This is a genomic window from Filimonas lacunae (assembly GCF_002355595.1).
Lineage (GTDB): Bacteria > Bacteroidota > Bacteroidia > Chitinophagales > Chitinophagaceae > Filimonas > Filimonas lacunae.
The window spans coordinates 5,202,564-5,227,132 of sequence record NZ_AP017422.1 but is presented as its reverse complement, the minus strand read 5'-3'; the positions used below and the strand labels follow the sequence as shown (position 1 = coordinate 5,227,132).

At 44.1% G+C, this 24,569-nt stretch carries 19 protein-coding genes; 14 read left to right on the top strand and 5 right to left on the bottom strand.

Annotated features, from left to right (window positions below):
• The first annotated feature begins 2 nt into the window (after positions 1-2).
• From murQ to FLA_RS20460, 8 genes are all read left to right on the top strand, one after another.
• The gene (murQ, locus tag FLA_RS20495; protein WP_076382102.1) at positions 3-830 is read left to right on the top strand and encodes an N-acetylmuramic acid 6-phosphate etherase; all 828 of its coding nucleotides are present in this window, start codon (positions 3-5) and stop codon (positions 828-830) included.
• Between the two features lie 40 nt (positions 831-870).
• Entirely contained in the window at positions 871-2,757 is a 1,887-nt protein-coding gene (locus FLA_RS20490) for a 7TM diverse intracellular signaling domain-containing protein (protein ID WP_076382101.1), read from the top strand.
• A 335-nt stretch (positions 2,758-3,092) separates the two neighbouring features.
• Positions 3,093-6,065 (top strand): SusC/RagA family TonB-linked outer membrane protein, encoded by a 2,973-nt coding sequence (locus FLA_RS20485; RefSeq protein ID WP_076382100.1) that lies wholly within the window; start codon positions 3,093-3,095, stop codon positions 6,063-6,065.
• 31 nt (positions 6,066-6,096) lie between these two features.
• Positions 6,097-7,602 (top strand): RagB/SusD family nutrient uptake outer membrane protein, encoded by a 1,506-nt coding sequence (locus FLA_RS20480; protein WP_076382099.1) that lies wholly within the window; start codon positions 6,097-6,099, stop codon positions 7,600-7,602.
• 74 nt (positions 7,603-7,676) lie between these two features.
• Entirely contained in the window at positions 7,677-9,077 is a 1,401-nt protein-coding gene (locus tag FLA_RS20475) for a glycoside hydrolase family 30 protein (protein WP_076382098.1), read from the top strand.
• A gap of 34 nt (positions 9,078-9,111) precedes the next feature.
• Positions 9,112-9,858: a 23S rRNA (guanosine(2251)-2'-O)-methyltransferase RlmB gene (gene rlmB, locus FLA_RS20470; RefSeq protein WP_076382097.1), complete on the top strand. Its 747-nt coding sequence runs from the start codon at positions 9,112-9,114 to the stop codon at positions 9,856-9,858.
• Between the two features lie 64 nt (positions 9,859-9,922).
• A complete protein-coding gene (locus FLA_RS20465) occupies positions 9,923-10,777 on the top strand; it encodes a hydroxymethylglutaryl-CoA lyase (protein ID WP_076382096.1) in 855 nt (284 codons plus the stop codon).
• Positions 10,778-10,786: 9 nt separating this feature from the next.
• Positions 10,787-11,761 (top strand): GSCFA domain-containing protein, encoded by a 975-nt coding sequence (locus FLA_RS20460; RefSeq protein ID WP_076382095.1) that lies wholly within the window; start codon positions 10,787-10,789, stop codon positions 11,759-11,761.
• Here the strand turns inward: FLA_RS20460 and miaE are convergent.
• Positions 11,755-12,354, bottom strand: coding sequence for a tRNA-(ms[2]io[6]A)-hydroxylase (miaE, locus tag FLA_RS20455; protein WP_076382094.1), 600 nt, complete (start codon positions 12,352-12,354; stop codon positions 11,755-11,757). The genes FLA_RS20460 and miaE overlap by 7 nt on opposite strands.
• Positions 12,355-12,462: 108 nt before the next feature.
• Between miaE and FLA_RS20450 the strand changes: the two genes are divergently transcribed.
• The 4 genes from FLA_RS20450 to FLA_RS20435 all read left to right on the top strand — a co-directional run bounded on the left by FLA_RS20450 (position 12,463) and on the right by FLA_RS20435 (position 18,907).
• Positions 12,463-13,566 carry an aminotransferase class I/II-fold pyridoxal phosphate-dependent enzyme gene (locus FLA_RS20450; RefSeq protein WP_076382093.1) on the top strand — a complete coding sequence of 368 codons (1,104 nt, stop codon included), beginning with the start codon at positions 12,463-12,465 and terminating at the stop codon, positions 13,564-13,566.
• A 134-nt stretch (positions 13,567-13,700) separates the two neighbouring features.
• A complete protein-coding gene (locus tag FLA_RS20445; RefSeq protein ID WP_076382092.1) occupies positions 13,701-16,313 on the top strand; it encodes a penicillin acylase family protein in 2,613 nt (870 codons plus the stop codon).
• Positions 16,314-16,319: 6 nt separating this feature from the next.
• Positions 16,320-16,679 (top strand): hypothetical protein, encoded by a 360-nt coding sequence (locus FLA_RS20440; protein ID WP_076382091.1) that lies wholly within the window; start codon positions 16,320-16,322, stop codon positions 16,677-16,679.
• A 41-nt stretch (positions 16,680-16,720) separates the two neighbouring features.
• A complete protein-coding gene (locus FLA_RS20435; RefSeq protein ID WP_076382090.1) occupies positions 16,721-18,907 on the top strand; it encodes a DUF5686 family protein in 2,187 nt (728 codons plus the stop codon).
• Between the two features lie 9 nt (positions 18,908-18,916).
• Here FLA_RS20435 and FLA_RS20430 read toward each other — a convergent pair whose 3' ends face one another.
• A complete protein-coding gene (locus FLA_RS20430; RefSeq protein WP_076382089.1) occupies positions 18,917-19,342 on the bottom strand; it encodes a DUF6508 domain-containing protein in 426 nt (141 codons plus the stop codon).
• A gap of 212 nt (positions 19,343-19,554) precedes the next feature.
• On the opposite strand from FLA_RS20430, the gene trhO reads away from it, so the two are divergent.
• The gene (trhO, locus tag FLA_RS20425; protein ID WP_076382088.1) at positions 19,555-20,598 is read left to right on the top strand and encodes an oxygen-dependent tRNA uridine(34) hydroxylase TrhO; all 1,044 of its coding nucleotides are present in this window, start codon (positions 19,555-19,557) and stop codon (positions 20,596-20,598) included.
• 63 nt (positions 20,599-20,661) lie between these two features.
• On the opposite strand, the gene FLA_RS31540 is transcribed toward trhO, so the two are convergent.
• Positions 20,662-20,799, bottom strand: coding sequence for a hypothetical protein (locus FLA_RS31540; protein ID WP_159445183.1), 138 nt, complete (start codon positions 20,797-20,799; stop codon positions 20,662-20,664).
• A gap of 357 nt (positions 20,800-21,156) precedes the next feature.
• Here FLA_RS31540 and FLA_RS20420 point away from each other — a divergent pair, with 357 nt between their 5' ends.
• The gene (locus tag FLA_RS20420) at positions 21,157-21,675 is read left to right on the top strand and encodes a hypothetical protein (protein WP_076382283.1); all 519 of its coding nucleotides are present in this window, start codon (positions 21,157-21,159) and stop codon (positions 21,673-21,675) included.
• 783 nt (positions 21,676-22,458) lie between these two features.
• On the opposite strand, the gene FLA_RS20410 is transcribed toward FLA_RS20420, so the two are convergent.
• Together FLA_RS20410 and FLA_RS20405 are read right to left on the bottom strand one after the other, a co-directional pair.
• Complete coding sequence (locus FLA_RS20410; protein ID WP_076383033.1) at positions 22,459-23,508, bottom strand: IS481 family transposase; 1,050 nt, start codon at positions 23,506-23,508, stop codon at positions 22,459-22,461.
• Between the two features lie 92 nt (positions 23,509-23,600).
• Positions 23,601-24,530 (bottom strand): phosphoribosylaminoimidazolesuccinocarboxamide synthase, encoded by a 930-nt coding sequence (locus tag FLA_RS20405; protein ID WP_076379329.1) that lies wholly within the window; start codon positions 24,528-24,530, stop codon positions 23,601-23,603.
• Positions 24,531-24,569: the final 39 nt, after the last annotated feature.

Sequence of the window (24,569 nt, the reverse complement as noted above, 5' to 3'; positions counted from 1 at the left end):
CTATGAATAACCTCATAAAGGTAACAGAACAACCATCACACTATCGCCACCTGGAGCAAATGCAGGTGAGCGAGCTTTTAATGCATATCAACCAGGAAGATCAGCTGGTGCCGCAGGCGGTGCAAAAAGCATTGCCGCAAATTGAGCAACTGGTACATGCCGCGAGCGATAAAATGCTGGCAGGTGGCCGCCTGTTTTATATTGGCGCAGGCACCAGCGGCAGGCTGGGCATATTAGATGCCAGCGAATGTCCGCCCACGTATGGTGTGCCTTATGGCCTGGTGGTAGGTATTATTGCCGGTGGCGATAATGCCATTACTATGGCGGTAGAATTTGCCGAAGACAGCCTGGAACAGGGCTGGGCCGATCTGCTGCATTACCAGGTATCGGCAAAAGATGTAGTGGTAGGGGTGGCAGCCAGTGGCACTACTCCATATGTGTTGGGTGCTTTAAGGCAGTGTCGTAAAAAAGGCATTACCACGGGGTGTATTGTATGTAACCCCGGTAGTCCGGTGGCCGAAGCGGCTGACTACCCGGTGGAGGTAATAGTAGGCCCTGAGTTTGTTACCGGCAGCACCCGTATGAAAAGCGGCACCGCACAAAAGCTGGTACTAAACATGATCAGCACCAGCGTGATGATACAACTGGGGCGTGTGCACGACAATAGCATGGTGAACATGCAGCTGAGTAATGATAAACTCATTGACAGGGGCGTTAAAATGGTGCAGGAGCAGCTAGGTAATCTGCAACTCAGCTACGATAAAGCCAAAGAATTACTGTTAGCGCATGGCAGTGTAAAAAAAGCAGTAGAGGCGGCAATGGCTTCTTAATAACATTGCTGGTGTACCTTCGTGGCTAGTTTATGTTCGCATGAGAAAAAGCTTGGCTATATGGGCTGCTTTCGGCCTGGTGATGTGGTGTTTTCCGGTTTTTGCGCAGCGTATGGTGGCTGTTACCCCGCAGCTGGAAGAACATATTTTTGTGGCAGATGAAATCTCTTTTCTAAAAGACAGTTCTGGCTCCATTCCTTTTTCTACGATACTGCATTCGGGCGATGCCCTGTTTCAAAAAAATCAAGGGCCGGGTACTCCACAGATTGTACAACTAGGTATTTATTACTGGTACCGGGTAAAAATAAAACACGATTCGGCAGTAAATAAGCCGTTTATCCTGGAATTTTTCGATCAAACCATTGACGATATCACGGCCTACCTGCCAGATAACCAGGGAAATTACCATGAAACGCGTATTGGCGATTTACAACCGTTTGAACACCGTTTGTTCCGTCATAAGAATTTTGAGCTACAGGTAGATAATAACAATAACCGGGAGCAGGTGTACTACTTCCGCATCAAATCGTCGCAAATTGCCGACATTATTATTGTATTGCGGTCTGTAACCCGTTTTGTGGGGTATGCCTTAGACGAGTATTTATCGTTCGGGCTTTTTTATGGGATGATCTTCATTTTTGCCCTGTACAACCTCATCGTGTTTTTTGCAGTAAGGCAAATGCAATACTTATATTATGTACTGTATATATTAAGTGTGGGCCTGTACGAAATGTGTATTGATGGCATTGCTTACCAATACCTGTGGCCACATGCCATCCATTGGAACCAGTATGCTTTTGCGGTGCCGCAGCTGGGGCTAAGCGTGTTTACCTTGTTATTTGCCAGCAAACTGCTGCATGTGAAGGAAAGCCTTCCCCGTGTGTACCGGCTTATTATGGCGGTAATAGCCTTGCGGGTAATCTTTTTTCTGTTTTGCTGGTGGATAAAACCGGTTTGGTTCAATTATAAGTTTTTAGAACTTATTCCTTTGTCGGTAGCTTTTGGAGCGGGCATTTACCGTTTTAAAACAGGCTACCGGCCCGCCCGCTTTTTTGTGCTGGGCTACAGCTTTTTGTTTACAGGCTTTATGCTCAAGTTTTTTATTATGCTGGGATACCGCTGGTTAAATTTTGGAGCGGTAAGTTATTATAGTCTTACACTGGGTTTTATTCTCGAAATGTTTTTCCTCTCTTTTGCTATTGGCGATAAGGTGCGTTTGTTGTTTATCAAGCGTGAGCGTGCCCGGCAGGAAGTGATTAAGCAAATGACTGCGAATGTGCTGTTGAAAGATGCTTTAAACCAACGGTTAGAGCAGCAGGTGGCAGAAAGAACGAAAGAGCTGGTAGAAAAGAATAGCGTTATTGAGCTGCAAAACAACGAGTTAAATGAAGTAAATGTGCTTTTGCAGCAGCAGGCAGAAGAAATTTCGCGAATGAATGCCCTGCTGGAGCAGGATAATAAAAGCCTGCGCACGAATGTAGAAAAGGTAACCAAGGCGAGGGTGCTTTCTGCATCGGTTGATTTTGAAGAGTTCAGCAAAATTTATCCGGATGCAGATAGCTGTTACCAGTTTTTGGCGCAATTAAAATGGGGCAGCGCTTATGCCTGTAAAAAATGCGGGCATCACCACTATTTTGCCGGACACCAGCTATTCAGCCGCCGGTGCGGCCAGTGTGATTATGAAGAATCTGTGCTGGCCAATACCTTGTTTCAAAACAGCCGTATTCCCATTACCAAGGCTTTCTACATGGTTTTTTTGATCTATAATTCCAAAGGGAAAATCTCTTCCCAGAAACTTTCCGACACTATTGGCATCCGGCAAAGCACCTGCTGGACCTATTTAAACCGGGTGCGCACCCTAATGGAAGAGCGTAAAAAAGAACTGAAACAGGGGGATGAGCAGGGGTGGAGCAAGCTGGTTTGCTAATTTATTTAACGGTAACAAAGCGTATTAGCTTTTTTCCGGCAACTGGCTTTGCACCAGGGAAACTGCCTGTAAAACAGGCATTTCCTGTTTTTATAGTTACGGTAATGAAGCGTATTGGAATTGCTGCAATTGTTTATTTATCAATTAGTTACGTGAAAAATATTTGTTTTTGCCTTTGAATTCTCTCTAATTTTGACTGGTAAGTTTTAACATTTCAACCAGCTAGGAACATTCGGATTGCTTGTATCAACCCCGTACTTCTTAACAACGATTTGCAACGTCCTCCGTATGCCATTAGCTGTTTAGTGAACAGTTCTTCAATTACATCAAACATTATGAAGCAAAAAATTTTGTTGCTGACTGCTTTCTTTATGATGCTTTGCCTGGTGTCAATAGGGCAAACTACCATTAAGGGGGTAGTTAAAGATTCTTCCGGTAATGGAATTGCCGGAGTATCTGTTCAGGTTAAAGGTACTGCTGTGGGTACTGTAACCACTAGTAATGGAGAATACTCCATTGCGGTAAAAGATAGCAGGGCTGTACTGGAATTTTCATTTATCGGGTATGGCACGCAAACTATTCTGGTAAATGGCCGTAACGATTTTAGTGTAACATTATTACCTGCCACTGGCGAAATGGATGCGGTGGTAGTGGTGGGCTATGGCTCGCAAAAAAAGAAAGATCTGACAGGTTCTGTAGCAGTGGTTTCTGCTGCCGACCTGGCCAACAGGCCATTGGTTAATGCCGGAGAAGCATTACAGGGTAAAGCGGCTGGTGTGCAGGTAACCTCGGTTTCGGGTAAGCCTGGTGCAGGGCTTTCTATCCGTGTTCGTGGTTCTTCTTCCATTAGTGCCGGTAATGACCCTTTGTATGTAGTGGATGGTATTCCTATGACGGATATCAGCGCTTATAACCCTAACGATATTGAATCTATCTCTATATTAAAAGATGCGGCTTCTGCTGCTATATATGGTACCAGGGCTGCCAATGGGGTAGTGGTAATTACTACTAAAAAAGGCAAGAACGGACAGTCGAGGGTAGATCTTACTTCTTACTACGGCACCAGCACTACTACTAAAAAGCTGCATGTGCTGAATGCGAAACAATACCAGGACTATGCCAATGAATTATATCAGTCTACTATTGTTACAGATGCTATGGTAGCTGCTACAGATATTAACTGGCAGGATGAAGTGTTTAAAACCGGTAATCAACAAAACTACCAGGTGGCTGTTTCCGGTGGTAGTGAAAAAACGCAACATTATCTGTCGTTGGGCTATATGGACCAGACAGGTATGGTAAAGCCGGCTTCTTTCAATCGTATGAATGCCCGGTTAAACCTCTCTACCAAAGTAAGCAAGTGGTTGACTTTAAATACTTCTACCCTGGCATCACGCAACAGAAGTAATGATGTAACTGATAATGCCGGTGTGGCAAGAGGTGGTGTGGTGCTGTCTGCATTGGCTACGCCTTCTACCGTTCCTTATTACCAGGCTAATGGTCAATATATTGGTCAAAACCCGCAAACGGGATGGGAAAACCCGCTGGGTGCTATCAAAGGCCAGTATAGCAAAACAGTAAACGACCGGTTTGTATCTAATTTAGGAGCAGATGCTACTTTGTTAAAGGGTCTGGTGTTTCAATCTCGTTTTGGTATTGACTACAAATCCAACGAAAACCATTATTACAGAGATCCGGTAGCTACGCAGCAGGGCCGCACCGATCAGGGCTCGCTTAACGAAACCACCAGCAGGGAATGGGTATGGTTAAGTGAACAAACTTTAAACTATACCAAAAACTGGAACAGCCATCACTTTTCTGCACTGGCAGGGTGGAGTGCGCAGGACTCGCATTTTGATCAAACCTATATTTCTGCATCCCGTATCGATTCGCAATATCGTTATGAAGACTGGAACCGTTTGTTTGCCAGGGCTAAGGTAAAAAGTGCACCTTCCAAAACCATTGATGAGTGGGGCCTGATGTCTTATTTTGGCAGGGTTACTTACGATTATGCCGGCAAGTATCTGTTCCAGGCTAATATGCGCGTGGATAAATCTTCCAAATTTGCACCAGGCAACAGAACAGCCGCATTTCCTTCTTTCTCTGCCGGTTGGAGAATTTCAGAAGAAAATTTCATGAAAAATGTGCGTGTGGTGAGCGATTTAAAACTGCGTGCATCCTGGGGTAAAAATGGTAACCAGGAAGGTGTAGGCAGCTACGAATATTTAAATCTGAACAACTTCACCAGCACAGGTGACCAGTCGGTAGGTACTATTGCGCCGCTTTCGCTTACCTGGGAAAAGACCACACAAACCAACGTTGGTATTGATGCGGCATTCTTAAACAAGCGGTTAACCTTTACTGCCGATTTTTATGTGAAAAGAACCAACGATGTGTTGGTGCGTGTACCGTTAAGCGGACAAATTGTATCCAGTGTGCTAATGAACAGTGGTTCTATGCGTAACATAGGGGAGGAGTTTGTGATATCCAGTAAAAACATTCTCAAAAAAGACTTTAGCTGGACTACCGATTTCAATATTGCCTTTAACCAAAACAAGGTACTGGCTATTGCAGGTGATATTGGTAATCTTACTGCATTTGGCGCTATCTACGATAAGGGTAATGCTATCAGCCTTTCTAAAGGATATGGTTTAGGTCAGTTCTTTGGATACCAGGCTGCTGGTGTTGATCCTGCAACGGGTAAGCAGTTATATGTAAATAAAAATGGTGAGCAGGTGGATTATTCCGGCCTGGTGCCCTCTGACCGTAAGTTTATTGGTAGTGCTTTACCTACGTTTACGTATGGTATGACCAACACGTTTTCTTACAAAAACTTTGATCTGAGCGTGTTTTTGCAAGGTTCACAGGGTAATAAAATTTATAATGGCGTAAGGTCTGAAACAGAAAGTATGAAAGACTCGCGTAACCAAAGCACAGCGGTATTGCGCAGATGGCGTAAGGCAGGTGATATTACCGACATTCCGGGTGTAGAACGTGCCAGTGATAATAACTCTGCTATCTCTACCCGTTTCCTGGAAAATGGTTCTTACCTGCGTTTTAAAACCATCACTCTTTCTTACAGGCTGGATCAGAAGCTGATGAGTAAAATAGGTTTCAAAGGCGCTTCTGTATACATCTCTGGCCAAAATCTGTTTACTATCACTAAGTACACTGGCTTTGATCCGGAAGTGAGTTCTTATGGATCTTCCAACAACAGCCAGGACAACAGGAACGTATCACTGGGTATTGATTATGGAGCCTATCCGCAGGCTAAAATATTCCTGGCGGGAATTAACGTAAACCTGTAATTACAAAGGGTAATCACCAAAAAGCTTTACAATGAAAAATAAAAATATATTATATAGTTTACTGGCGGCAGTCATTACCTGGGGGGCAGCGGGCTGCTCTAAAGTGCTGGATAAATCGCCTGTAACCTCTGTAGTGCGACCGGATTCTACAATAAACATTACGGCAACAGATGCAGAAAGCCTTATCTCTGGCATGTACCTGTATTATAAAGGGTACGATATTATGGAGTTCAGCATCCTGGACAGGATGACTAATGGTGACGCCGTTGCTGATAATTGTTATGCGGGGGGTGATAACACCGCTAACATTACATTGGACGAGTTCACTGCCAATTCATTAAATGCCAATCTTAACCGTGACTGGCAGTATGCCTACAAAATGATAGGCCGTACCAACATCATTCTGCCACAGATTGAAAGCTGTACTGATGCTGCGTTAACAGCAGTACGTAAAAGCCAGATGCTGAGCGAAGCCAGGTTTTTCCGCGCGTTTTGTTATTTTGATTTGGTGCGCCTGTTTGGTGATGTTCCATTGTTGTTAAAAGCACCGGATGTTTCATCTTCGGAAAGCCTGTTAAATTCTACTATTGTAGCCCGTTCTTCTATAGATACTGTATACACCGCCATATTAAACGATCTATGGTTTGCAAAGGCAGGTGCAACGGAAACGAATAGCGCGGCTACCAGGTATTTAATTACCAAAGGTGCTGTAAATGCATTGCTTGCAAAGGTGTATGCTTCTATGCCTACCCCAAACTGGGATTCGGTGGCGTATTACTGCAACCAGGTAATACCACAGTATAGCCTGGTAAGTGATTATGCTTTTCTTTGGGACAATAACCACAAGAATAACAGCGAAGCCATCTGGGAAGTGAATTATTTTGGTTATGGCGGTGCAGATAATATTGGTAACTGGATTCCTTCTAACCTGATAGGCGGACAAATAGGTAAGTATGAGGGTGGATCATGGAAGAAGTTTAATATTCCTACCAACGACCTGGTAAACCTTTTCAATACGGAAAATGATGCTGTACGTTTAAACAGTTCTATTGCCTTTTTAAACATCACCGGCTCGTTCTCCGATCCTAACTGGCCAACAACCGCTTATCCATTCATTGTGAAGTATAACGATCCTTCTACCGGACTCAACGATTTCTATATTATGAGGTTACCCGATATTATGTTGCTTAAAGCAGAAGCATTGGTAAAAAACAACGACATTACGGGTGCCATGGCGTTGGTGAATGCAGTTAGAGAGCGTGTTCACCTGGGCGAAAAATCGGCAACTACTGCTGCTGATGCGGAAACGATTATAGCCAATGAAAGAAGGATGGAACTGGCTTTTGAAGGCCATCGTTGGTTTGATCTGGTACGTACCGGTAAAGCCATTCAGGTGATGAGTGCGCAGCAGGGTGGCATTGTAAATGGTGTACAAAATCAGCTACATTATAATGTGCAGCCTTATCGTTTGCTAATGCCTGTTCCGCAAAATCAGATTGATTTAAACCCGGCATTGATTCAGACTCCGGGTTATTAGCGTATAGTGTGTTAAAAGAGCCCGGAATACATCCGGGCTCTTTATATTGAATGTATTAAAACAAGTATTGGACTATGAAACATATAGCGCTGGTTACGGGTGCTTTTTTTTGCCTGGCAGGGAGTTTCGCGCAAAAAGCTCAAAAGCAAACGCCTGAGGTGTGGGTTACTGATGCTAAAAAACAGGTATTATTTCAGCGTAGCAAATTGGATATAAAGGCTACTGCCATTACTTCCGGTTTGCCTGTTATCAATATAGATGATAGCAAGCGGTTTCAGCAGATGGATGGTTTTGGCGGAACGCTTACGGGGGGGAGCGCCATGGTAATGGAGCGTATGGAAGCCAAAGCCCGCAAAGCTTTGTTGCTACAATTGTTTGATACCACCGGCAGTAATATTGGCATCAGTTATATCCGCATTAGTATAGGCGCTTCGGACCTGGATGAAAAAACGTTTTCTTACAACGATTTGCCAGCCGGCCAAACGGATACAGCTTTAACGCATTTCAGTCTGGGGTACGATACTTTATACCTGCTTCCCTTGTTAAAAGAGATACTGGCCATTAACCCGCGTATTAAAATACTGGGCTCTCCCTGGAGTGCACCGGTATGGATGAAAGATAATGGTGATACCAGGGGTGGTAGCTTGCAGGTAAAATATCAGCAGGTATATGCAGAATACCTGGCCAGGTATATCCGGGAAATGAAAAAAGAGGGTGTTGTAATAGACGCTATTACTGTGCAAAATGAACCATTACACCCCGGTAATAATCCAAGCATGTTTATGACAGCCAGCCAGCAGGCCGATTTTGTAGGCAACCACCTGGGGCCTGTATTTGAAAAACAGGGTATCAGCACAAAAATTATTGTATACGATCACAACGCCGACAGGCCGGATTACCCTATTGCTGTAATGGATAACGAAAAAGCACGCAAGTATGTAGATGGTAGTGCTTTTCACTTGTATGGAGGTACTATTGATGCGTTAAGTAAGGTGCATGAAGCTTATCCGAATAAAAACCTGTACTTCACCGAGCAGTGGCTGGGAGCACCGGGAAACCTGGGTAAAGACCTGGCCGAGCATGTGCAAAACCTTACTATAGGTGCTTCACGAAATTGGTGCAAAACTGTATTGGAGTGGAACCTGGCGTCAGATACGCTGTATAATCCGCATACAGACAGGGGCGGTTGTGACCGTTGTTTGGGCGTAACTACTATTGGCGGCAATGCTTTCTCTAAAAATCCGGCCTGGTACATTCTGGCGCATTCGGCCAAACTGGTAAGGCCGGGATCGTTTCGCATTGCATCGGATGAGTTGGCCGACCTTAAAACTGTTGCTTTTAAAAGGCCCGACGGCAAAAAGGTACTGATTGTGCTGAATACAGGCGCAACATTGAGGCGTTTTGACATTAACGATAATGGCAAAAGAGCTGTTACCAGCCTTAACGCAGGGGCTGTAGCTACCTATATATGGTAAAACAGGGCAGGAATGATTACCTTCGTGCCTTGTTATGTTTCAATCAAAGAAAAATATAATAGCCGGGCGTAACCCGGTTACAGAGGCTTTAAAGGCCGGTCAGACTATTGACAAGGTATTAATGTTTAAAAATGCTTCCGGCGAAGCTATTAACGAAATAAGACAGTTAGCAAAAGACAACAACGTTCCGGTACAGTACGTGCCCAATGAGAAACTAAACAGTCTCACTAACGTACAGCATCAGGGCGTTGTTGCTTTTAAGTCGGCTATACGTTACCAGGATTTGCAGCAGGTAATTGACTGGGTGAATGAAAAAGGCGAAGTGCCTTTGTTTTTGATTCTGGATGGTGTAACGGATGTAAGAAACATTGGTGCTATTGCGCGTACAGCGCTTTGCTGTGGCGCACAGGCCATCATTATTCCTGACAAAGGGGTGGGAGCGTTGAATGAGGATGCTGTAAAAACCAGCGCAGGCGCGTTAGAGTTAATACAAATTTGCCGTGTGAACAGCCTGATGAAAGCGGTGGACGAACTGCACTTAAACGGTATTAAAGTGTTTGCCAGCGAAATGACGGCTAAAAAACGCCTGTTCGATCTGGAACTAAAGGAGCCTGCCGCTATTGTAATGGGCGGTGAGGAAAAAGGCGTATTCCCTGCTTTAATGCGCATTTGCGACGAGCAGTTTCATATTCCCATGTCTAATGGTTTTGAAAGCTTAAACGTATCGGTAGCTACCGGTATGATTTTGTATGAAGTGATGAAACAGCGCATTACCGGGTAAGGATGTTTCCTGTATTCCGGTGCATTTGTGTTATCTTGATGATATGTTGCAGCACAATGAGCATATGAAAATAATCGAATGTCCGCGGGATGCCATGCAGGGCTGGCCGCATCACATACCTACAGCAGAAAAGATACAATATATCAACAGCCTTTTACAGGTGGGTTTTGATACTATCGACTTTGGCAGCTTTGTATCGGCCAAAGCCATTCCGCAAATGGCCGATACAAAAGAAGTGCTGGCCGGGCTTGATTTGAGTAACACCCATTCGCGATTGCTGGCTATTGTGGCCAATGTACGTGGTGCAGAAGAAGCCCTGGTGTATGATGCAATAGATTACCTGGGTTTCCCGTTTTCGTTATCGCCCACTTTTCAGCAGCGCAATACCAACAGTACAATGGAAGAAAGCCTGCAACGTGTGCAGCAGATACAGGAGCTGTGCCTGGCAAAAGGTAAAACCCTGGTGGTGTACCTGAGCATGGGCTTTGGCAATCCTTACGGGGATGCGTATAGCGAAGAGGTATTACTGCAATGGGTGGGTCATATGGCGGGCATGGGTATTGGTATTATTTCACTGGCCGATACGGTAGGTATGGCTACACCAGAGCAGGTGCATACTGCTTTATCTACTGTTATTCCGCAATACCCGCAGGTGAGCTTTGGTGCGCATTTGCACAGCACCCCTTACGGCTGGCACGATAAATTACATGCTGCCGTGCAGGCCGGATGTACGCGTATAGACGGTGCATTAAAAGGCATTGGGGGATGCCCTATGGCACAGGACGAGCTGGTGGGTAATATGGCCACCGAAAATATATTGCATTACCTGGCACAGCAGCAAGTGCCGGTATCTGTCAACCAGGAAGCGCTGGCGCAAAGCATGCAAATAGCCAACTACTTATTTAATTCATCTCATTAATATACCGTTTTGCAGTTTCAGGTTCCTATACACATAAAGCCGCTGGACACTCCTATCACTTACCGCGATAAGTTATTATTGATGGGTTCGTGCTTTACGGAGCATATTGGTAATTATCTGGCCGATATGAAGTTTCAGGTACTGCAAAATCCTAACGGTATTCTGTTCGATCCCATGGGTGTTTGTAACAGCCTGGTGTCTTACATGGAAAACAAACAATACACCACGGGTGATCTGTTTCAACTGAATGAAGCATGGCATAGCTGGATGCACCACAGCCGCTTTTCCCATATAGATGCGTCGGAAGGTTTGCGTATTATCAATGCATCGCAACAACAGGCGCATACTTTTTTAAAGCAGGCAGATTGGCTGATTATTACGCTGGGTTCCTCTTTCGTATACAAGCTGAAAGAAAGCAACCGGGATGTGGTGAACTGTCATAAAGCCCCGGCGCAAACGTTTAACAAGCACCTGAGTTCGATAGAGGAAATGGTAACAGCACTGGATGGCACCCTGCACAGGTTGTTTCATTTTAATCCTCATGTGAAGGTGATATTTACCATTAGTCCTGTACGGCACATACGCGATGGGGTAGTGGATAACAACCGCAGTAAAGCCCGGTTGATTGAAGCGGTGCACCATCTGGTAAACAAACTGGATCGTTTATATTATTTCCCGGCCTATGAGCTGGTGATTGATGTGCTGCGTGATTATCGTTTTTTTGATATAGACATGGTGCATCCGAATTACCCGGCCACACAGTTTGTACTGGAGCATTTTACGGCCAGCCACCTGCATAAAGATACACAGGCGTTAATGGAGGACATGAAAAGCCTTGTTATTGCGCGCAAGCATAAACCTTTTCATCCCACCTCACAGCAGCACCTGGCGTTTTTGAAAAAACACCTGGACAAAGCGCTGCTGTTACAGCAAACACATCCTTATCTGAACCTGGAAGAGGAAATTGCTTATTTCCGTCAGTGAATGCGATCGCCACGCAATTCCAGCTGCGACATTACTTCCACTTCGTGTTGAAGCCAGAAATGCCAGCGTTTGCGCACTTTTTCTTTATCCATATACAGCTCGGCGAGTTCTATAAACAGGGCATAATGGCCGGCTTCGCTCTCCATAAAGCGGCGGTAAAAGTTTCGCATGTACTCTTCTTCCATGCCTTCGCTTAGCAATTTAAAGCGCTCGCAGCTGCGGGCCTCAATGAGGGCGCATACCAATAGCTCGTCCAGCAGACGGTTTTCTTCCGAATCACCTTGCAGCCTTTTGTTCATCAGCAGGTTTACATATTCGTCTTTCCGCTGTTTGCCCAATGGAAGATTGCGTTTGCGCAGCTCCTGCAGCACCAGGCGAAAATGCCCCCATTCTTCTGTAACAATAGGAGATAACTGGTTCACCAGTTCTTCTTTTTGTGAGTAGCGTTGTATGATGGAAATGCAGCTCAACGCCGCTTTTTGCTCGCAATAAGCATGATCGGTTAAAATAGCTTCCAGGCTAATTTCGGTGAGGTTTACCCAGCGTGGGTCGGTAGGTAGCTGTAGGCCAAGTATATTTTTAAGCGCGTCCATTGAAAAAGTGAAATGGCAAATGTCAAAAAGGGAATATCCCCGGCGTCAAAAATAAAAAATTGCTTGTAAGGGTGGGGATTTTACTTTTGGTTCTTTACTACCATACACATGTATAACGATCTGTTTTTGCAACCAGCTTTAGCGCAACGAACTGAAAATAACGCTTTCCGTAGCTTGCGCCTGCCTTCGGGCAGCATTGATTTTTGCAGCAATGATTATCTGGGGCTGGTGCATTCAGGGGTGTTGGCACGGCAAATAGCGGAGCAAACACTTTACGCTTCGGGTAGCACAGGTTCGCGGCTGCTGGCAGGTAACAGTGTGCTGGCCGAAGAAACAGAAGCCATGCTGGCAGGCTTTCACCAGGCTGGGGCAGCCCTTTTGTTTAATTCGGGGTACGACGCCAATATTGGGGTATTATCTGCTATTCCGCAAAAAGGGGATACTATTATATATGATCAGCTTTGCCATGCTTCTATCCGTGATGGCATTCGCCTGTCTTTTGCTCAGTCTTTTTCGTTCCGGCATAATGATAGGGAACACCTGCAACAGCGGCTGGAGCGTACCACAGGCAATGTGTTTGTGGTGACGGAATCGGTATTCAGCATGGATGGAGATACCTGCCCATTGCCGGAGCTGGTAGCTTTGTGTGAGCAATATGGCGCGCATATGATCATAGACGAGGCACATGCAACAGGCGTAATAGGCAACAGGGGAGAAGGATGGGTACAATACCTGGATATGCAGGAGCGGGTGTTTTGCCGGATGCACACTTTTGGTAAGGCCTGTGGTTGCCATGGCGCTGTAGTGTTAGGTAGTAAGCGGTTGAAAGATTTCCTCATTAATTTTTCGCGCAGCTTTATTTACACTACCGCCTTGCCCGACCATGCCATTGCTGCTATCCGGGCCAGTTATGCCCTGTTTCCGGGCATGCAACAGCAACGTGCTCATTTGCAATCGCTGGTGCAACAATTTACCCATAACCCCCTCTCTTATCAGCTAACAAGCTCTAACACCCCAATTCAAGGGGTGTTGGTTCCGGGCAACCTGGAAGTGAAAAAAATGGCCCGGCATTTACAGCAGCACAACCTGGATGTGCGTGCTATACTATATCCTACAGTACCCAATGGCAGTGAGCGTTTGCGGGTGGTACTGCATGCCTATAATACGCCGGAAGAGGTGGGTTTATTGCTTTCGTCTATTGAAAATCAATAATATTACTAAACCGTTATAGGGGTTCCGCCGGGGGGCAATTGGCCCAAACATGTTTGCCAAACAGCAAAACATATTTATATTGCCTCCGCAAATGTATTTTTTTCAGACTTTTTAAAACACTCAACCTGCTCCTCATGAGAGTGATACCCTCTATCCTGGGTGCTGCCGTTACCATTGGGCTGATCATCCTGCTTAATATACAGCTGCCTGTTGCCGGCACCCAAACCCCAAGGTTGGGTAATTTCCTGTGCCCGCAAAAAGGTTTCTGGCAAAACGCAGAAAGCGCCAGTACTTTATATGTGGTTGAAATTAAATCCGACGATTTAAAAGGCAAAGTAGAGGTATACCTGGATGAAAGGCTGGTACCGCACGTGTATGCTGAAAATGAAAACGACGCTTACTTTGCACAGGGCTACCTGCATGCCAAATTCCGTTTATGGCAAATGGAGTTTCAGACTTACTACGCGGCCGGTCGTTTAAGTGAAATCATGGGCGAAAAGTCTAATGGTATCGATTTTCTGGCAGTAGATAAGAAATTCCGCCGCCTGGGCATGGTGTACGCTGCTGAGCGTTCACTGGAAGCCATGGAAAATGATAAGGCTACCAAAGATGCGCTGGATGCGTATACCGCGGGTGTAAACAGCTATATTGATCAGTTAGATCCTAATGATATTCCTGTTGAATATAAATTACTGGATTATAAGCCAGAGCATTGGACTAATTTAAAAACAGCGCTGTTTGTAAAATATATGGCCTACGACCTGGCAGGTAGGGAAGAAGACTTTGAAAAAACAAATGCACGTTCTGTTTTTACTGCAAAAGAGTTTGAAAAATTATATCCCTACGGACAGGACCTGATGGCGCCTATCATCCCTAAAAATGCGGTGATGTACGAGCCGGATGAAAGATTGCCTGTTCCGGCTATTGCCGATTCGCTGTACTTTTTGTTTAAGCCGGAGCCTATACCAGATTCAACAACATTGGCATTGGCCGATAGCACACGCAAAGCAGATAGCCTGGCAGCAGCAAAAACTGCACAACCTGCCAAAGCAGCCCCGGTAAAACCGGTGAAGGGTGGTAAAGCACCGGCTGTAAAAGGGGCAACTGCAAAGCTGGATCAAACCAAACCAGATAAAGATAATGGTAGCAATAACTGGGCGTTAGCGGGCACCAGAACACAAAGCGGTAAGCCTATTTTGTGTAACGACCCTCACCTGGGCCTTAATCTGCCTGCTATCTGGTACGAAATGCAGATTACCACACCAGCGTTTAATGCCTACGGTGTTTCATTCCCGGGTGCGCCTTATATCGTAATTGGTTTTAACGATAGTTGTGCTTTTGGTATGACCAACTCTGAGCGTGATGTAAAAGACTACTACGAAATTAAATTTAAAGATTCCTCTATGCAGGAGTATTGGTACAATGGCGCATGGCAGCGTACCAGTTTCCGCGATGAAGTGATTAAAGTAAAAGGCGGTGCTAACAAGGTAGAACATATAGCTATGACTGTATGGGGCCCTGTAATGTACGATGCGCATTATCCCGATCCGTTACAAAGTGGCAAAGCTTACGCTTGTAAATGGATGGCGCATGAGCCCAGCAACGAATTAAAAACCTTTAGCCTGTTAGACCGTGCCAAAGGATATATCGATTACCTGGACGCATTATCTTATTTCAAGTGTCCTGGCCAGAACATGATTTTTGCAGCCAAAAGCGGCGATATCGCTATCAGGCAGCAGGGCATGTTCCCGGCTAAGTGGAGAAGACAAGGTGATTTTATTATGCCTGGCACTGACAGCGCTTTCGGCTGGCAGGGGGATGTGGCTATTGAAGAAAACCTTACGATGTATAATCCGGGTCGTGGCTATGTAAGCAGCGCCAACCAATATCCTTACGATACCACTTATCCTTATTACCAGGGGGGTACGTTTGAGTTGTTCCGTGGTTTAACCATCGATCGTTACCTGGCATCTTTAGAGAATGTTACCGTAGCGGATATGCAGCACATGCAAACAGATAACTATAACACGTTTGCCGAAATAGCACGTCCTGTGTTATTACGCAACCTCAACGAGAGCATTCTGAATGCGGATGAGAAAAAGTATATAGATCTTTTTAAATCATGGAACCTGCGCAGCGATGCCAAAGAGAAAGCGCCAACTGTATTGAAAATATGGTGGGATAGTCTGACGGTGTGCATGTACCAGGATGAACTTTCACAGTCATCTAAGCCCATGCCCATGCCTGAAAAAGCTACCCTGATAGAAGCTTTGTTAAGGGAGCCTGATTATGTATTTGCAGATGACATTTATACTCCGGAAAAGGAAACTGTTGCAGATATCGTATTGAAAGCTTACCGTAAAGCTATCCCTGCCCTTAAAAAGGCCGAAGCGGATAATCAGCTGGAGTGGGGTGCTTATAAAGATGGTGCGGTAACTCACCTGTTACGTTTACCTTCTTTCAGCCGTTTGCATGTATTAGGTGGCGGGGGTGAAAATATCATCAATGCCTTTAAAGGTAAACATGGTCCCAGCTGGCGTATGGTGGTGGAATTAACTGATAACATCAACGCATATGGTGTGTACCCTGGTGGACAGAATGGTAACCCCGGCAGTAAGTATTACGATGCTTTTGTTGATTCGTGGGTGTCTGGTAAATACTACCGTCTGGAAATGGCTCCTAAATCCAATATGGTAAAGCATAAGGGGCTTACAGGGAAACTTACATTTGAAAAAAATACTAAATAAGAATACATGAAGTTTTTAGTAGCTACCGTATTAACAGCTTTATTAGGCTACACTATTACTTTATTTTTACCCTGGTGGTCGTTTGCTATTACTTCACTGATAGTAGCGGTAGCCATCTGGCAAAAGCCATTGCTCGGTTTTTTAGCGGGCTTTACAGGTGTATTCGTATTGTGGAGTTTTCATGCCTGGGTAATTGATAATGCTAATAACCACGTGCTGGCTCCTAAAATAGGGCCCATCCTTCACCTGGGTGAGTCGTACATGACATTGATACTGGTTACTGGTTTCGTGGGTGGCCTGGTTTCGGGTTGCGCTGCTATCACCGGTAGTTTTGCAGGCGCGCTTACTGCCGCTCCTAAGAAATAACGATACTTCATATTGGCAGGTATTTTGTCATACCTGCCAATATGAAACCTATCAGTCTCCTATGTTTACTGCTTTTTTTCTCTCTTCCGCTTTTTGCGCAACAGCATGCTGATAGTGCCTATTCCGTTATCGCTAACGCCATTCAAAAACGTCCGGTTTACGAAAAAGAACTCACCCGTTTTCAGGATCAGATTTACATAGAAGGTCATTTACAGCTTCGCGATTATCCTGATCGTTTTTTGGGGCATCCTGTGTATTTAGGGGGTGATTCGGGTAAGCCGGTAAATATTTATACCGTACAAACCATGGCCATTCATTCTATGGATGGGCCTGAAAAGTACAAGGTGCAGGTACTTTCTTCCACAGTTACCGGCGATGGCAGTGCATATGGGTTCAGTTATCCGCAATTATTCTCTTTTTACCAGCCGGTGGTAAAAGTGGGGGATAACCTCAGTCTGCGTGGTTTTCTTTCGCCGTTGGCTGATAATGCTTTTCAACACTACCGGTTCCGGCTGGATAGTGTGTATAATGCAGGTAACATCAAAGTGTTTCGTATAGCGGTTACACCTCATAAAAAGTATGAACCGCTGTTTAGCGGGCATATAGATATTATGGATGGTAGCTGGCGCATTTATGCCGTACATTTTCAGTTGTTGAAGCAACAGCAAATGCAAATTCTCGACACACTTAACATAGAGCAACAATATGGTTTGCAGGACAGTGTTTGGGTGGTTAAAAGAGTAAAGCTAACCCCTACAGTGAAACTACTGGGTTTTGATACACGCGGCAGTTTTGTGCAGGTTCATCGCTATAACCTACATCCTGCTTTTGAGCCAGGGTATTTTAATAACGTAGTGCTGGCATTTGATACTACCACCAACAAAAAATCACTGCCCTACTGGGATACCGCCCGGGCTTTGATTGTACAGTCTGACGGGCTTACCGATTATCATATCAACGACAGTTTGCAGGGGCAGAGCCGCAGGGCTTATTACCTCGATTCTATGGATCGTATACGTAATAATCCAAGCTGGTTTAGCTTGTTCATCACCGGCGAAACGTTTAGCCGCGCCCGCAAAAAACGGTATATCAGCATGCCGGGTATTATTGATATGGTCAATTATAATACGGTAGAGGGTTGGGTGGTGAATATTGCTCCTGAAACGCGTAAATACTGGAACAATGGAACCTACCTTAACCTGCTTACCAATGTGCGCTATGGTTTCAGTAACAGGCATTTTAATGCCCATATAGCAGGGGTGTACCGCTTTTACCGGTCGCTCAGTGCTGTGCGTTTTTCGGTGGGGCAGCGCGTGCTGCAGTTTAACAACGATCAACCTATTACTCCCCGGGTAAATACTATCAATAGCCTGTTGTATCGCAGCAATTTTATGAAGCTGTACCAGGCCAGATTTGCCAGCCTGGGTTATGATTATGACCCCGGTAAATTTTTCGCTATTAAAGGAACAGTAGATTACCAGCAACGTACACCGCTGGTAAATACCTCATTTAGTTCTATAGGTCATCCCAAAGGCAAGGATTTTACTCCTAACTATCCGGTAGAACTTACCGATACCAGCATGGTAAAAAACAATGCATTGTCCGCCACCATTCTGCTGCGATGGCAGCCGGGCACCCGATATGTGCAACTGCCCGATCGTAAAGCCAGCATAGGGTCGCCTTATCCGGCGTTTGAGCTGTCTTACACACATGGTATTCCTAACCTGTTAGGCAGTGATGTGAATTACGGTAAATGGTATTTGTCTGCCACGCAAAGCATTGATTTAAAAATGAAAGGTGTGTTTAGTTATAAGGTATTTGGAGGAGGATTTGCGAGCAGGAAGAAGGTGTTTTTGCCCGATTATCAGCACTTTAGTGGTAACGATGGATTGTTTAACTCTAACTACCTGGGAACTTTGCTGATGGCTTCGTTTTACAAATACAGCACCACTGCATCTGTTTACGGCGGTGCCAGTGTGGAGTGGCATTTAAATGGCTTGCTCAGTAACAAAGTGCCCCTGTTGCGCAAACTCAACTGGTTTTTTATTATTGGCGGAAACAGCCTTGTGCTGGAGGGTGGTAATGATTATGCCGATATTTTCTTTTCTATAGAAAACATTTTTAAACTGGTGCGCATCGACTTTGTGCAGTCGTTCAGAAGCAACAGCATTAACCGCTCGGGCATTAAGCTGAATATTCCGCTGGTAATAGGTAAACGGGAGCCCTGATAGCTCTTTTTAGGTAGTGGCTGTGTTGGTAGTATGGTTGCCGGATGGTAATAGCGCTTCTAACCGGGTTAACAGCCAGTACATAGTTCTATCATGCACTTTTGCAAACAGATAGCCATCTACAATTCTATCGGTCCATATAATATATGTCAGTGTTTTTAATACCACTTCCAGGGGCATGTGTTGAATGTGATGCTCCGGGTTGGGGTATTTGGCGGTGTGCTGTTGTATAATATCGTAATCCGTATCAGCCAGTTGATGCTCGCAAAAAATATTTACAAAGGCTTGTACCTGTTTCTTTAAAAAGCTGCCAGGAGCGGTTTTGAGTAAGGTTTTAAAACTCAAATGATGGGTGTTTTCGTCCGGAGTCAAACTCTGCTTATACGTAAGCAGTTGACCTATTCCATGTAGTTGATATGACGTAAAGTTTTTCATTGGGATTGCTATGAAAGGTTATACGAATGTACAGGGCAATAGACATAGAATCAGGTTATTAAGTTTATTTTATACTTATTTTAAGCCCCCCTGATTTCTATGTCGGTGAACTCCAATATATTTGCGGCGAAATTTTGCCCACCCTGCAAGTGGGTCCATAATTCACTCATGGAATATTAGACTTTAGGGTCTGATGTCTGAAATTGTAAAACATGGCAGTACTACACAACAGAGTTTCCCAGGAGGAACTGAAGCGCCGTTTGTATGAAGAAACAGAACCGCGCACTACAATTAGTTTTTACCAGTATTTTCCTATTGTTAATCCCCAGGAGTTTCGCGACAGCTTATACAAAAGCCTGGTGACGTTAAAAGTTTTCGGACGCATTTACGTGGCGCACGAAGGTATTAACGCGCAAATAAGTGTTCCCTCTTCCAATTTTGAAGAGTTCAAAGCTGCTTTATACGCTATTGAGCCACTCAACAACCTGCGTTTAAACATTGCGGTAGATGATGATGGTAAAAGCTTTTGGGTATTAAAGATTAAAGTGCGTGAGAAGATAGTGGCCGACGGCATTACCGATGCCGGATTTAATATGGAAAACAAGGGCAAGTATGTAAATGCTCAACAGGCCAACGATTTAATCAACGACCCTGAAACGGTGTTTGTAGATATGCGTAACCACTACGAATATGAAGTGGGGCATTTTGAAAACGCGATAGAAATTCCTTCCGATACTTTCAGAGATCAGTTGCCTATGGCAGTAGATATGCTGCAGGGCAAAGAAGATAAGAATATAGTGATGTATTGTACCGGTGGCATTCGTTGCGAAAAAGCCAGTGCATGGATGTTGCATAAAGGTTTTAAAAATGTATTTCATCTTGAAGGCGGTATTATTAATTATGCCAAACAAATAAAAGAGGGAGAGTTGCCCAGCAGGTTCATCGGTAAAAACTTCGTGTTCGACGATCGTTTAGGTGAGCGTATCACGGAAGATGTGATTGCAAAGTGCCACCAGTGCGGCAAGCCTTGTGATGAACACACTAACTGTAAAAACAACGGCTGTCACTTACTGTTTATTCAGTGTAAAGAATGTGCTGAACAATACGATGGTTGCTGCAGCACAGAATGTAAAGACACTATTCACCTGCCACAAGAGCGCCAGAAAGAATTACGCAAAGGCATTGATAAGGGGCAGAACATATTTAATAAGTCCAGGGTGCGTTTACGCCCACGCTTAAATGAAAAAGAAGAATAATATTTATTAGATATTGTAATAGCAAAAAGCCTTAGCAGTAATCACTGCTAAGGCTTTTTGCTATTAATGATGTGGCGGTTGCCCGTGGTGGCGTTCGTGATGTCCGCTACGTCCACCTTCTTGTGGTGGCCTCACACAGGAAGTATACATAGTGGTAAATGCTATCGCCAGTAATGCCAGTGCTAATAATCTTTTAGTCATAATCTAAGTTTAGTGTTGTAGCGTCAAAACTGTGCCATCAAAAAGCAGCAGTGCAGCGCATTGTGCGTATGCTGTAATGTTGTGTTAGTTCGTCTACACATTCTGCAACTACATCGCTGAAAAAAAATATAAAATTTATCAGGCATTGAATTTGCCTGCAGCTGCCGCTTTTCACCTGTGTAATAATTGCTTTATATGTATTCGTGTGTATGTCATTTGAACATACTACGCTGGTATTGTGGCATATGTTGCAACAATGTTTTTGTATGTCGATGAATTTTGCAAGTACATCGTTTTAAAACAATGGAAGGTATATCAGGCATCCGTTTTGATTTACATAGAGCAAAACCATTTAGTATGAAAAAGTTAATGACCCTTTTAATCGCTGCTACTGTTTTTACAGTAACCGCTAATGCCCAGGTGAGTGTTAGCATTAATATTGGTACCCAGCCTGTTTGGGGTCCTACAGGTTATGATCATGTGGATTATTATTATTTGCCTGATGCTGATGTTTACTATTATGTACCTGAAAAAGTATATATCTATCAAAACGGTAACACCTGGCGTCGTTCCAGCAGCTTACCTGCCCGTTATAAAAACATCGATTTGTACCAGGCACATAAAGTGGTAATCAATAACGTTGATAAGCCTTACTTAAATCATGCACAGTATCAGAAGCAATACGCCAGCTTTAAAGGTAAACACGATCAAACACCTATTCGCGACAGCAAAGAAGAGAAGTACTTTGAAAACAGGAAACATCCTCAGCACAGTCAATGGGTAAAAGATCATCCTGATCAAGGTAAAGGAAACAACGGAAAAGGTAATAATGGCAAAGGCAATAACGGAAACGGTAAAGGTAATGGAAGGCATTAATGGATACTATTCAAGATAGCAAGCGCCACTTCGTAAGAAGTGGCGCTTTTTGTTTTACTACACATGTTCATTATGTTGTTGCATTTATTATATGGAGAGTTACGTGTATTGCAGATAATATAATACAGATGCTGTTTGATATTGTACAAAAGCATTATGTGCAGTAATGCATTAAGGAGAGCGCTAAACATCTGCATTATTCCGGATTATATCTTATGGGAAATAAAGCAAATCTGCAGTGCAGGGATACATATGTGCATTGTTTTAGGTAATATCTTACGTGTAGTGCTGAATATGTGTAACGTGATGTTGTAATTGTGTACTACGGGGTTGCAGGTGTTTTTTGTGCTACTGCACATATAACGCGAAATATTGCAGATGTTATGGAGTATGCAGTAAATGTATTTCAGGATGCGGAAGATGTTAAGGGAGTTGTTGCATATGTGCAGTATGTTGATGAACATGTGCAATGGTTGCCGTACTGTTGTACGCGTCTTATGTACAATGTACTGTATGACAGGTAACATAGAACAAGGCATATTGCAAATGTACATTGGTACACTGCAGATGTACAATGCTACGCGGCACATGTTTTTGAAAATATTGCATATGTGCAAGAAGATGCAATAGATAGTGCTAAAAATGGGTAAGGTGTGCAGGAGCTTAGTAGCTAAGTAAAAAAAAACAGCATACTACTAATGGTAGTATGCTGCAATAATAGGTGAACCGGTAAAGTGTATTAGATAGTATTTGATCTGACAAACGAGGATTAAAACAAAGATATTAAGCTGCTGAATATAGGTCATTCAGCAGCTTTTGTTTTGCTAAAGGTAGTGATTCGATAAATGTCTGCATAGGAGTTTTACCAAAGCAATATCTGCCACTATGTGGTCTTTCATTGTTGTAGTACTCCATCCAAGCATCCAGATCATTTTGCAGATCGTCGATGCTGTCGTACAGTTTTTTCCGGAATGTGACCGCGTAAAATTCTTCTTGCATAGTCCTGTGAAGCCTTTCACAGATACCGTTCGTCTGTGGATGCCGCACCTGGGTTTTGGTGTGATCAATACCCTCGATTTGCAGGTATAGTTCATATTCGTGGTGCTCTGGTTTGCCTTTGTACTCAGTGCCACGGTCTGTAAGAATTCGAAGAAGTGGGATCTGATGTGATTCAAAGAAAGGCAATACCCGATCATTCAGCGTATCTGCTGCTGTAAGGGCTGTTTTGCCGTCATAGAGCTTGGCAAAGGCCACACGACTATAGGTATCAATGAAGGTTTGCTGATAGATCCTGCCCACGCCCTTAATTGTGCCCACGTAGTAAGTATCCTGGGAACCGAGGTAACCTGGATGCATAGTTTCTATTTCACCCTGGGATTCCCGCTTTTCTTTTTTGCGCTCCATTGCTATCATCTGAGCTTCGGTAAGTATCAGACCATCCTGAGCCACACGGGCTTCTAATGCTTTCAGGCGCTTATCAAATACTTCCAGATCATGGCGTTGCCAAACACTACGAACACCACCGCCTGAAATAAAAATACCCTTCTTGCGCAGTTCATTACTGGTCCGCTGCTGCCCCCAGGCAGGATTCTCGAAGGCCATAGTAACCACTGCTTCTTCGATGGCTGGCTCAACGCGATTCTTGATAATAGGTTTCTTTCGGCTGATTTCGTGAAGGGCATTTTCTCCTCCGGTATCGTACAGCTCTTTAATTCTGTAGAAGCTGTCGCGACTGTAGCCCATTACCTTGCAAGCTTGAGATACATTGCCTAAATGAGCCGCTAAATTGAGGAGTCCTAACTTGGTTTTGATTAACTTAGTTTCAGATTTCATGGTCTGACATTTTGGGATTGGTTAAAAGTGTGGTTACTTAAAATTAATCCCATTTGTCAGATCAAATCTTAACTTCTACAGGTAAAGTGTAATTATTTCACTACTTTTTCCAGTTCTTTCGTAGTAGCTTCAAAGCGCTGATCGTCTGTCCAGTCTTGTGGTACAAACTTTTCGCCAATGATCTGCTCGTATAATTCAATATAGCGCTGGCTGATAGTGTTAATCCATTCAGTGGTCATTTCAGGCACAGTCTGTCCTTCTTTACCCATGAAGTTGTTAGCAATAAGCCATTCGCGTACAAACTCTTTGCTTAATTGTTTTTGTCTTTCGCCGGTGGTTTGTCTTTCGTCAAAGCCATCAGCATAAAAATAGCGGGATGAATCGGGGGTGTGTACTTCATCCATCAGGTACACCTGTCCGTCCAGTTTGCCAAATTCGTATTTGGTATCTACCAATATTAAACCGCGTTTTGCAGCTATTTCTTTGCCACGTGCAAATAAAGCCAGTGCATATTTTTCCAGGATGGCCCACTCTTCAGTAGTGGCTAACCCCTGCGCAATAATCTCTTCTTTAGAAATATCTTCATCGTGTCCTTCGGAAGCTTTGGTAGAAGGAGTGATGATAGGAGTAGGGAAAAAGTCATTTTCTTTCATCCCTTCGGGCATGGTAACGCCGCATAGAACACGTTTACCACTGCTGTAAGTACGCCATGCGTGACCGGTAAGGTTGCCGCGCACTACCATTTCAATTTTAAAGGGCTCGCATCTTTTGCCTATGGCTACATCGGGTGCAGGGGTGGCTACCAGCCAGTTAGGGCAAATATCGGTAGTGGCTTTCAACATATAAGTAGCTACCTGGTTCAATACTTGTCCTTTGTAAGGGATAGGAGCAGGTAATATTACGTCAAACGCCGAGATGCGATTGCTGGCTACCATTACCAGCCAATCCTTATTAATAGTATATACATCTCTTACCTTGCCTTTATAAAATGCAGTCTGCTGCGGAAATTGAAAATTTGCCATGCGCAAAAGTAAATAAAGAATTTGTTTTGTTTTCCGGCT

Coding starts and splice junctions, on each gene's coding strand:
- murQ (WP_076382102.1), top strand. CDS start 3: ATGAATAACCTCATAAAGGTAACAGAACAACCATCACACTATCGCCAC.
- FLA_RS20490 (WP_076382101.1), top strand. CDS start 871: ATGAGAAAAAGCTTGGCTATATGGGCTGCTTTCGGCCTGGTGATGTGG.
- FLA_RS20485 (WP_076382100.1), top strand. CDS start 3,093: ATGAAGCAAAAAATTTTGTTGCTGACTGCTTTCTTTATGATGCTTTGC.
- FLA_RS20480 (WP_076382099.1), top strand. CDS start 6,097: ATGAAAAATAAAAATATATTATATAGTTTACTGGCGGCAGTCATTACC.
- FLA_RS20475 (WP_076382098.1), top strand. CDS start 7,677: ATGAAACATATAGCGCTGGTTACGGGTGCTTTTTTTTGCCTGGCAGGG.
- rlmB (WP_076382097.1), top strand. CDS start 9,112: ATGTTTCAATCAAAGAAAAATATAATAGCCGGGCGTAACCCGGTTACA.
- FLA_RS20465 (WP_076382096.1), top strand. CDS start 9,923: ATGAAAATAATCGAATGTCCGCGGGATGCCATGCAGGGCTGGCCGCAT.
- miaE (WP_076382094.1), bottom strand. CDS start 12,354: ATGGACGCGCTTAAAAATATACTTGGCCTACAGCTACCTACCGACCCA.
- FLA_RS20450 (WP_076382093.1), top strand. CDS start 12,463: ATGTATAACGATCTGTTTTTGCAACCAGCTTTAGCGCAACGAACTGAA.
- FLA_RS20445 (WP_076382092.1), top strand. CDS start 13,701: ATGAGAGTGATACCCTCTATCCTGGGTGCTGCCGTTACCATTGGGCTG.
- FLA_RS20440 (WP_076382091.1), top strand. CDS start 16,320: ATGAAGTTTTTAGTAGCTACCGTATTAACAGCTTTATTAGGCTACACT.
- FLA_RS20435 (WP_076382090.1), top strand. CDS start 16,721: ATGAAACCTATCAGTCTCCTATGTTTACTGCTTTTTTTCTCTCTTCCG.
- FLA_RS20430 (WP_076382089.1), bottom strand. CDS start 19,342: ATGAAAAACTTTACGTCATATCAACTACATGGAATAGGTCAACTGCTT.
- trhO (WP_076382088.1), top strand. CDS start 19,555: ATGGCAGTACTACACAACAGAGTTTCCCAGGAGGAACTGAAGCGCCGT.
- FLA_RS31540 (WP_159445183.1), bottom strand. CDS start 20,799: ATGACTAAAAGATTATTAGCACTGGCATTACTGGCGATAGCATTTACC.
- FLA_RS20420 (WP_076382283.1), top strand. CDS start 21,157: ATGAAAAAGTTAATGACCCTTTTAATCGCTGCTACTGTTTTTACAGTA.
- FLA_RS20410 (WP_076383033.1), bottom strand. CDS start 23,508: ATGAAATCTGAAACTAAGTTAATCAAAACCAAGTTAGGACTCCTCAAT.
- FLA_RS20405 (WP_076379329.1), bottom strand. CDS start 24,530: ATGGCAAATTTTCAATTTCCGCAGCAGACTGCATTTTATAAAGGCAAG.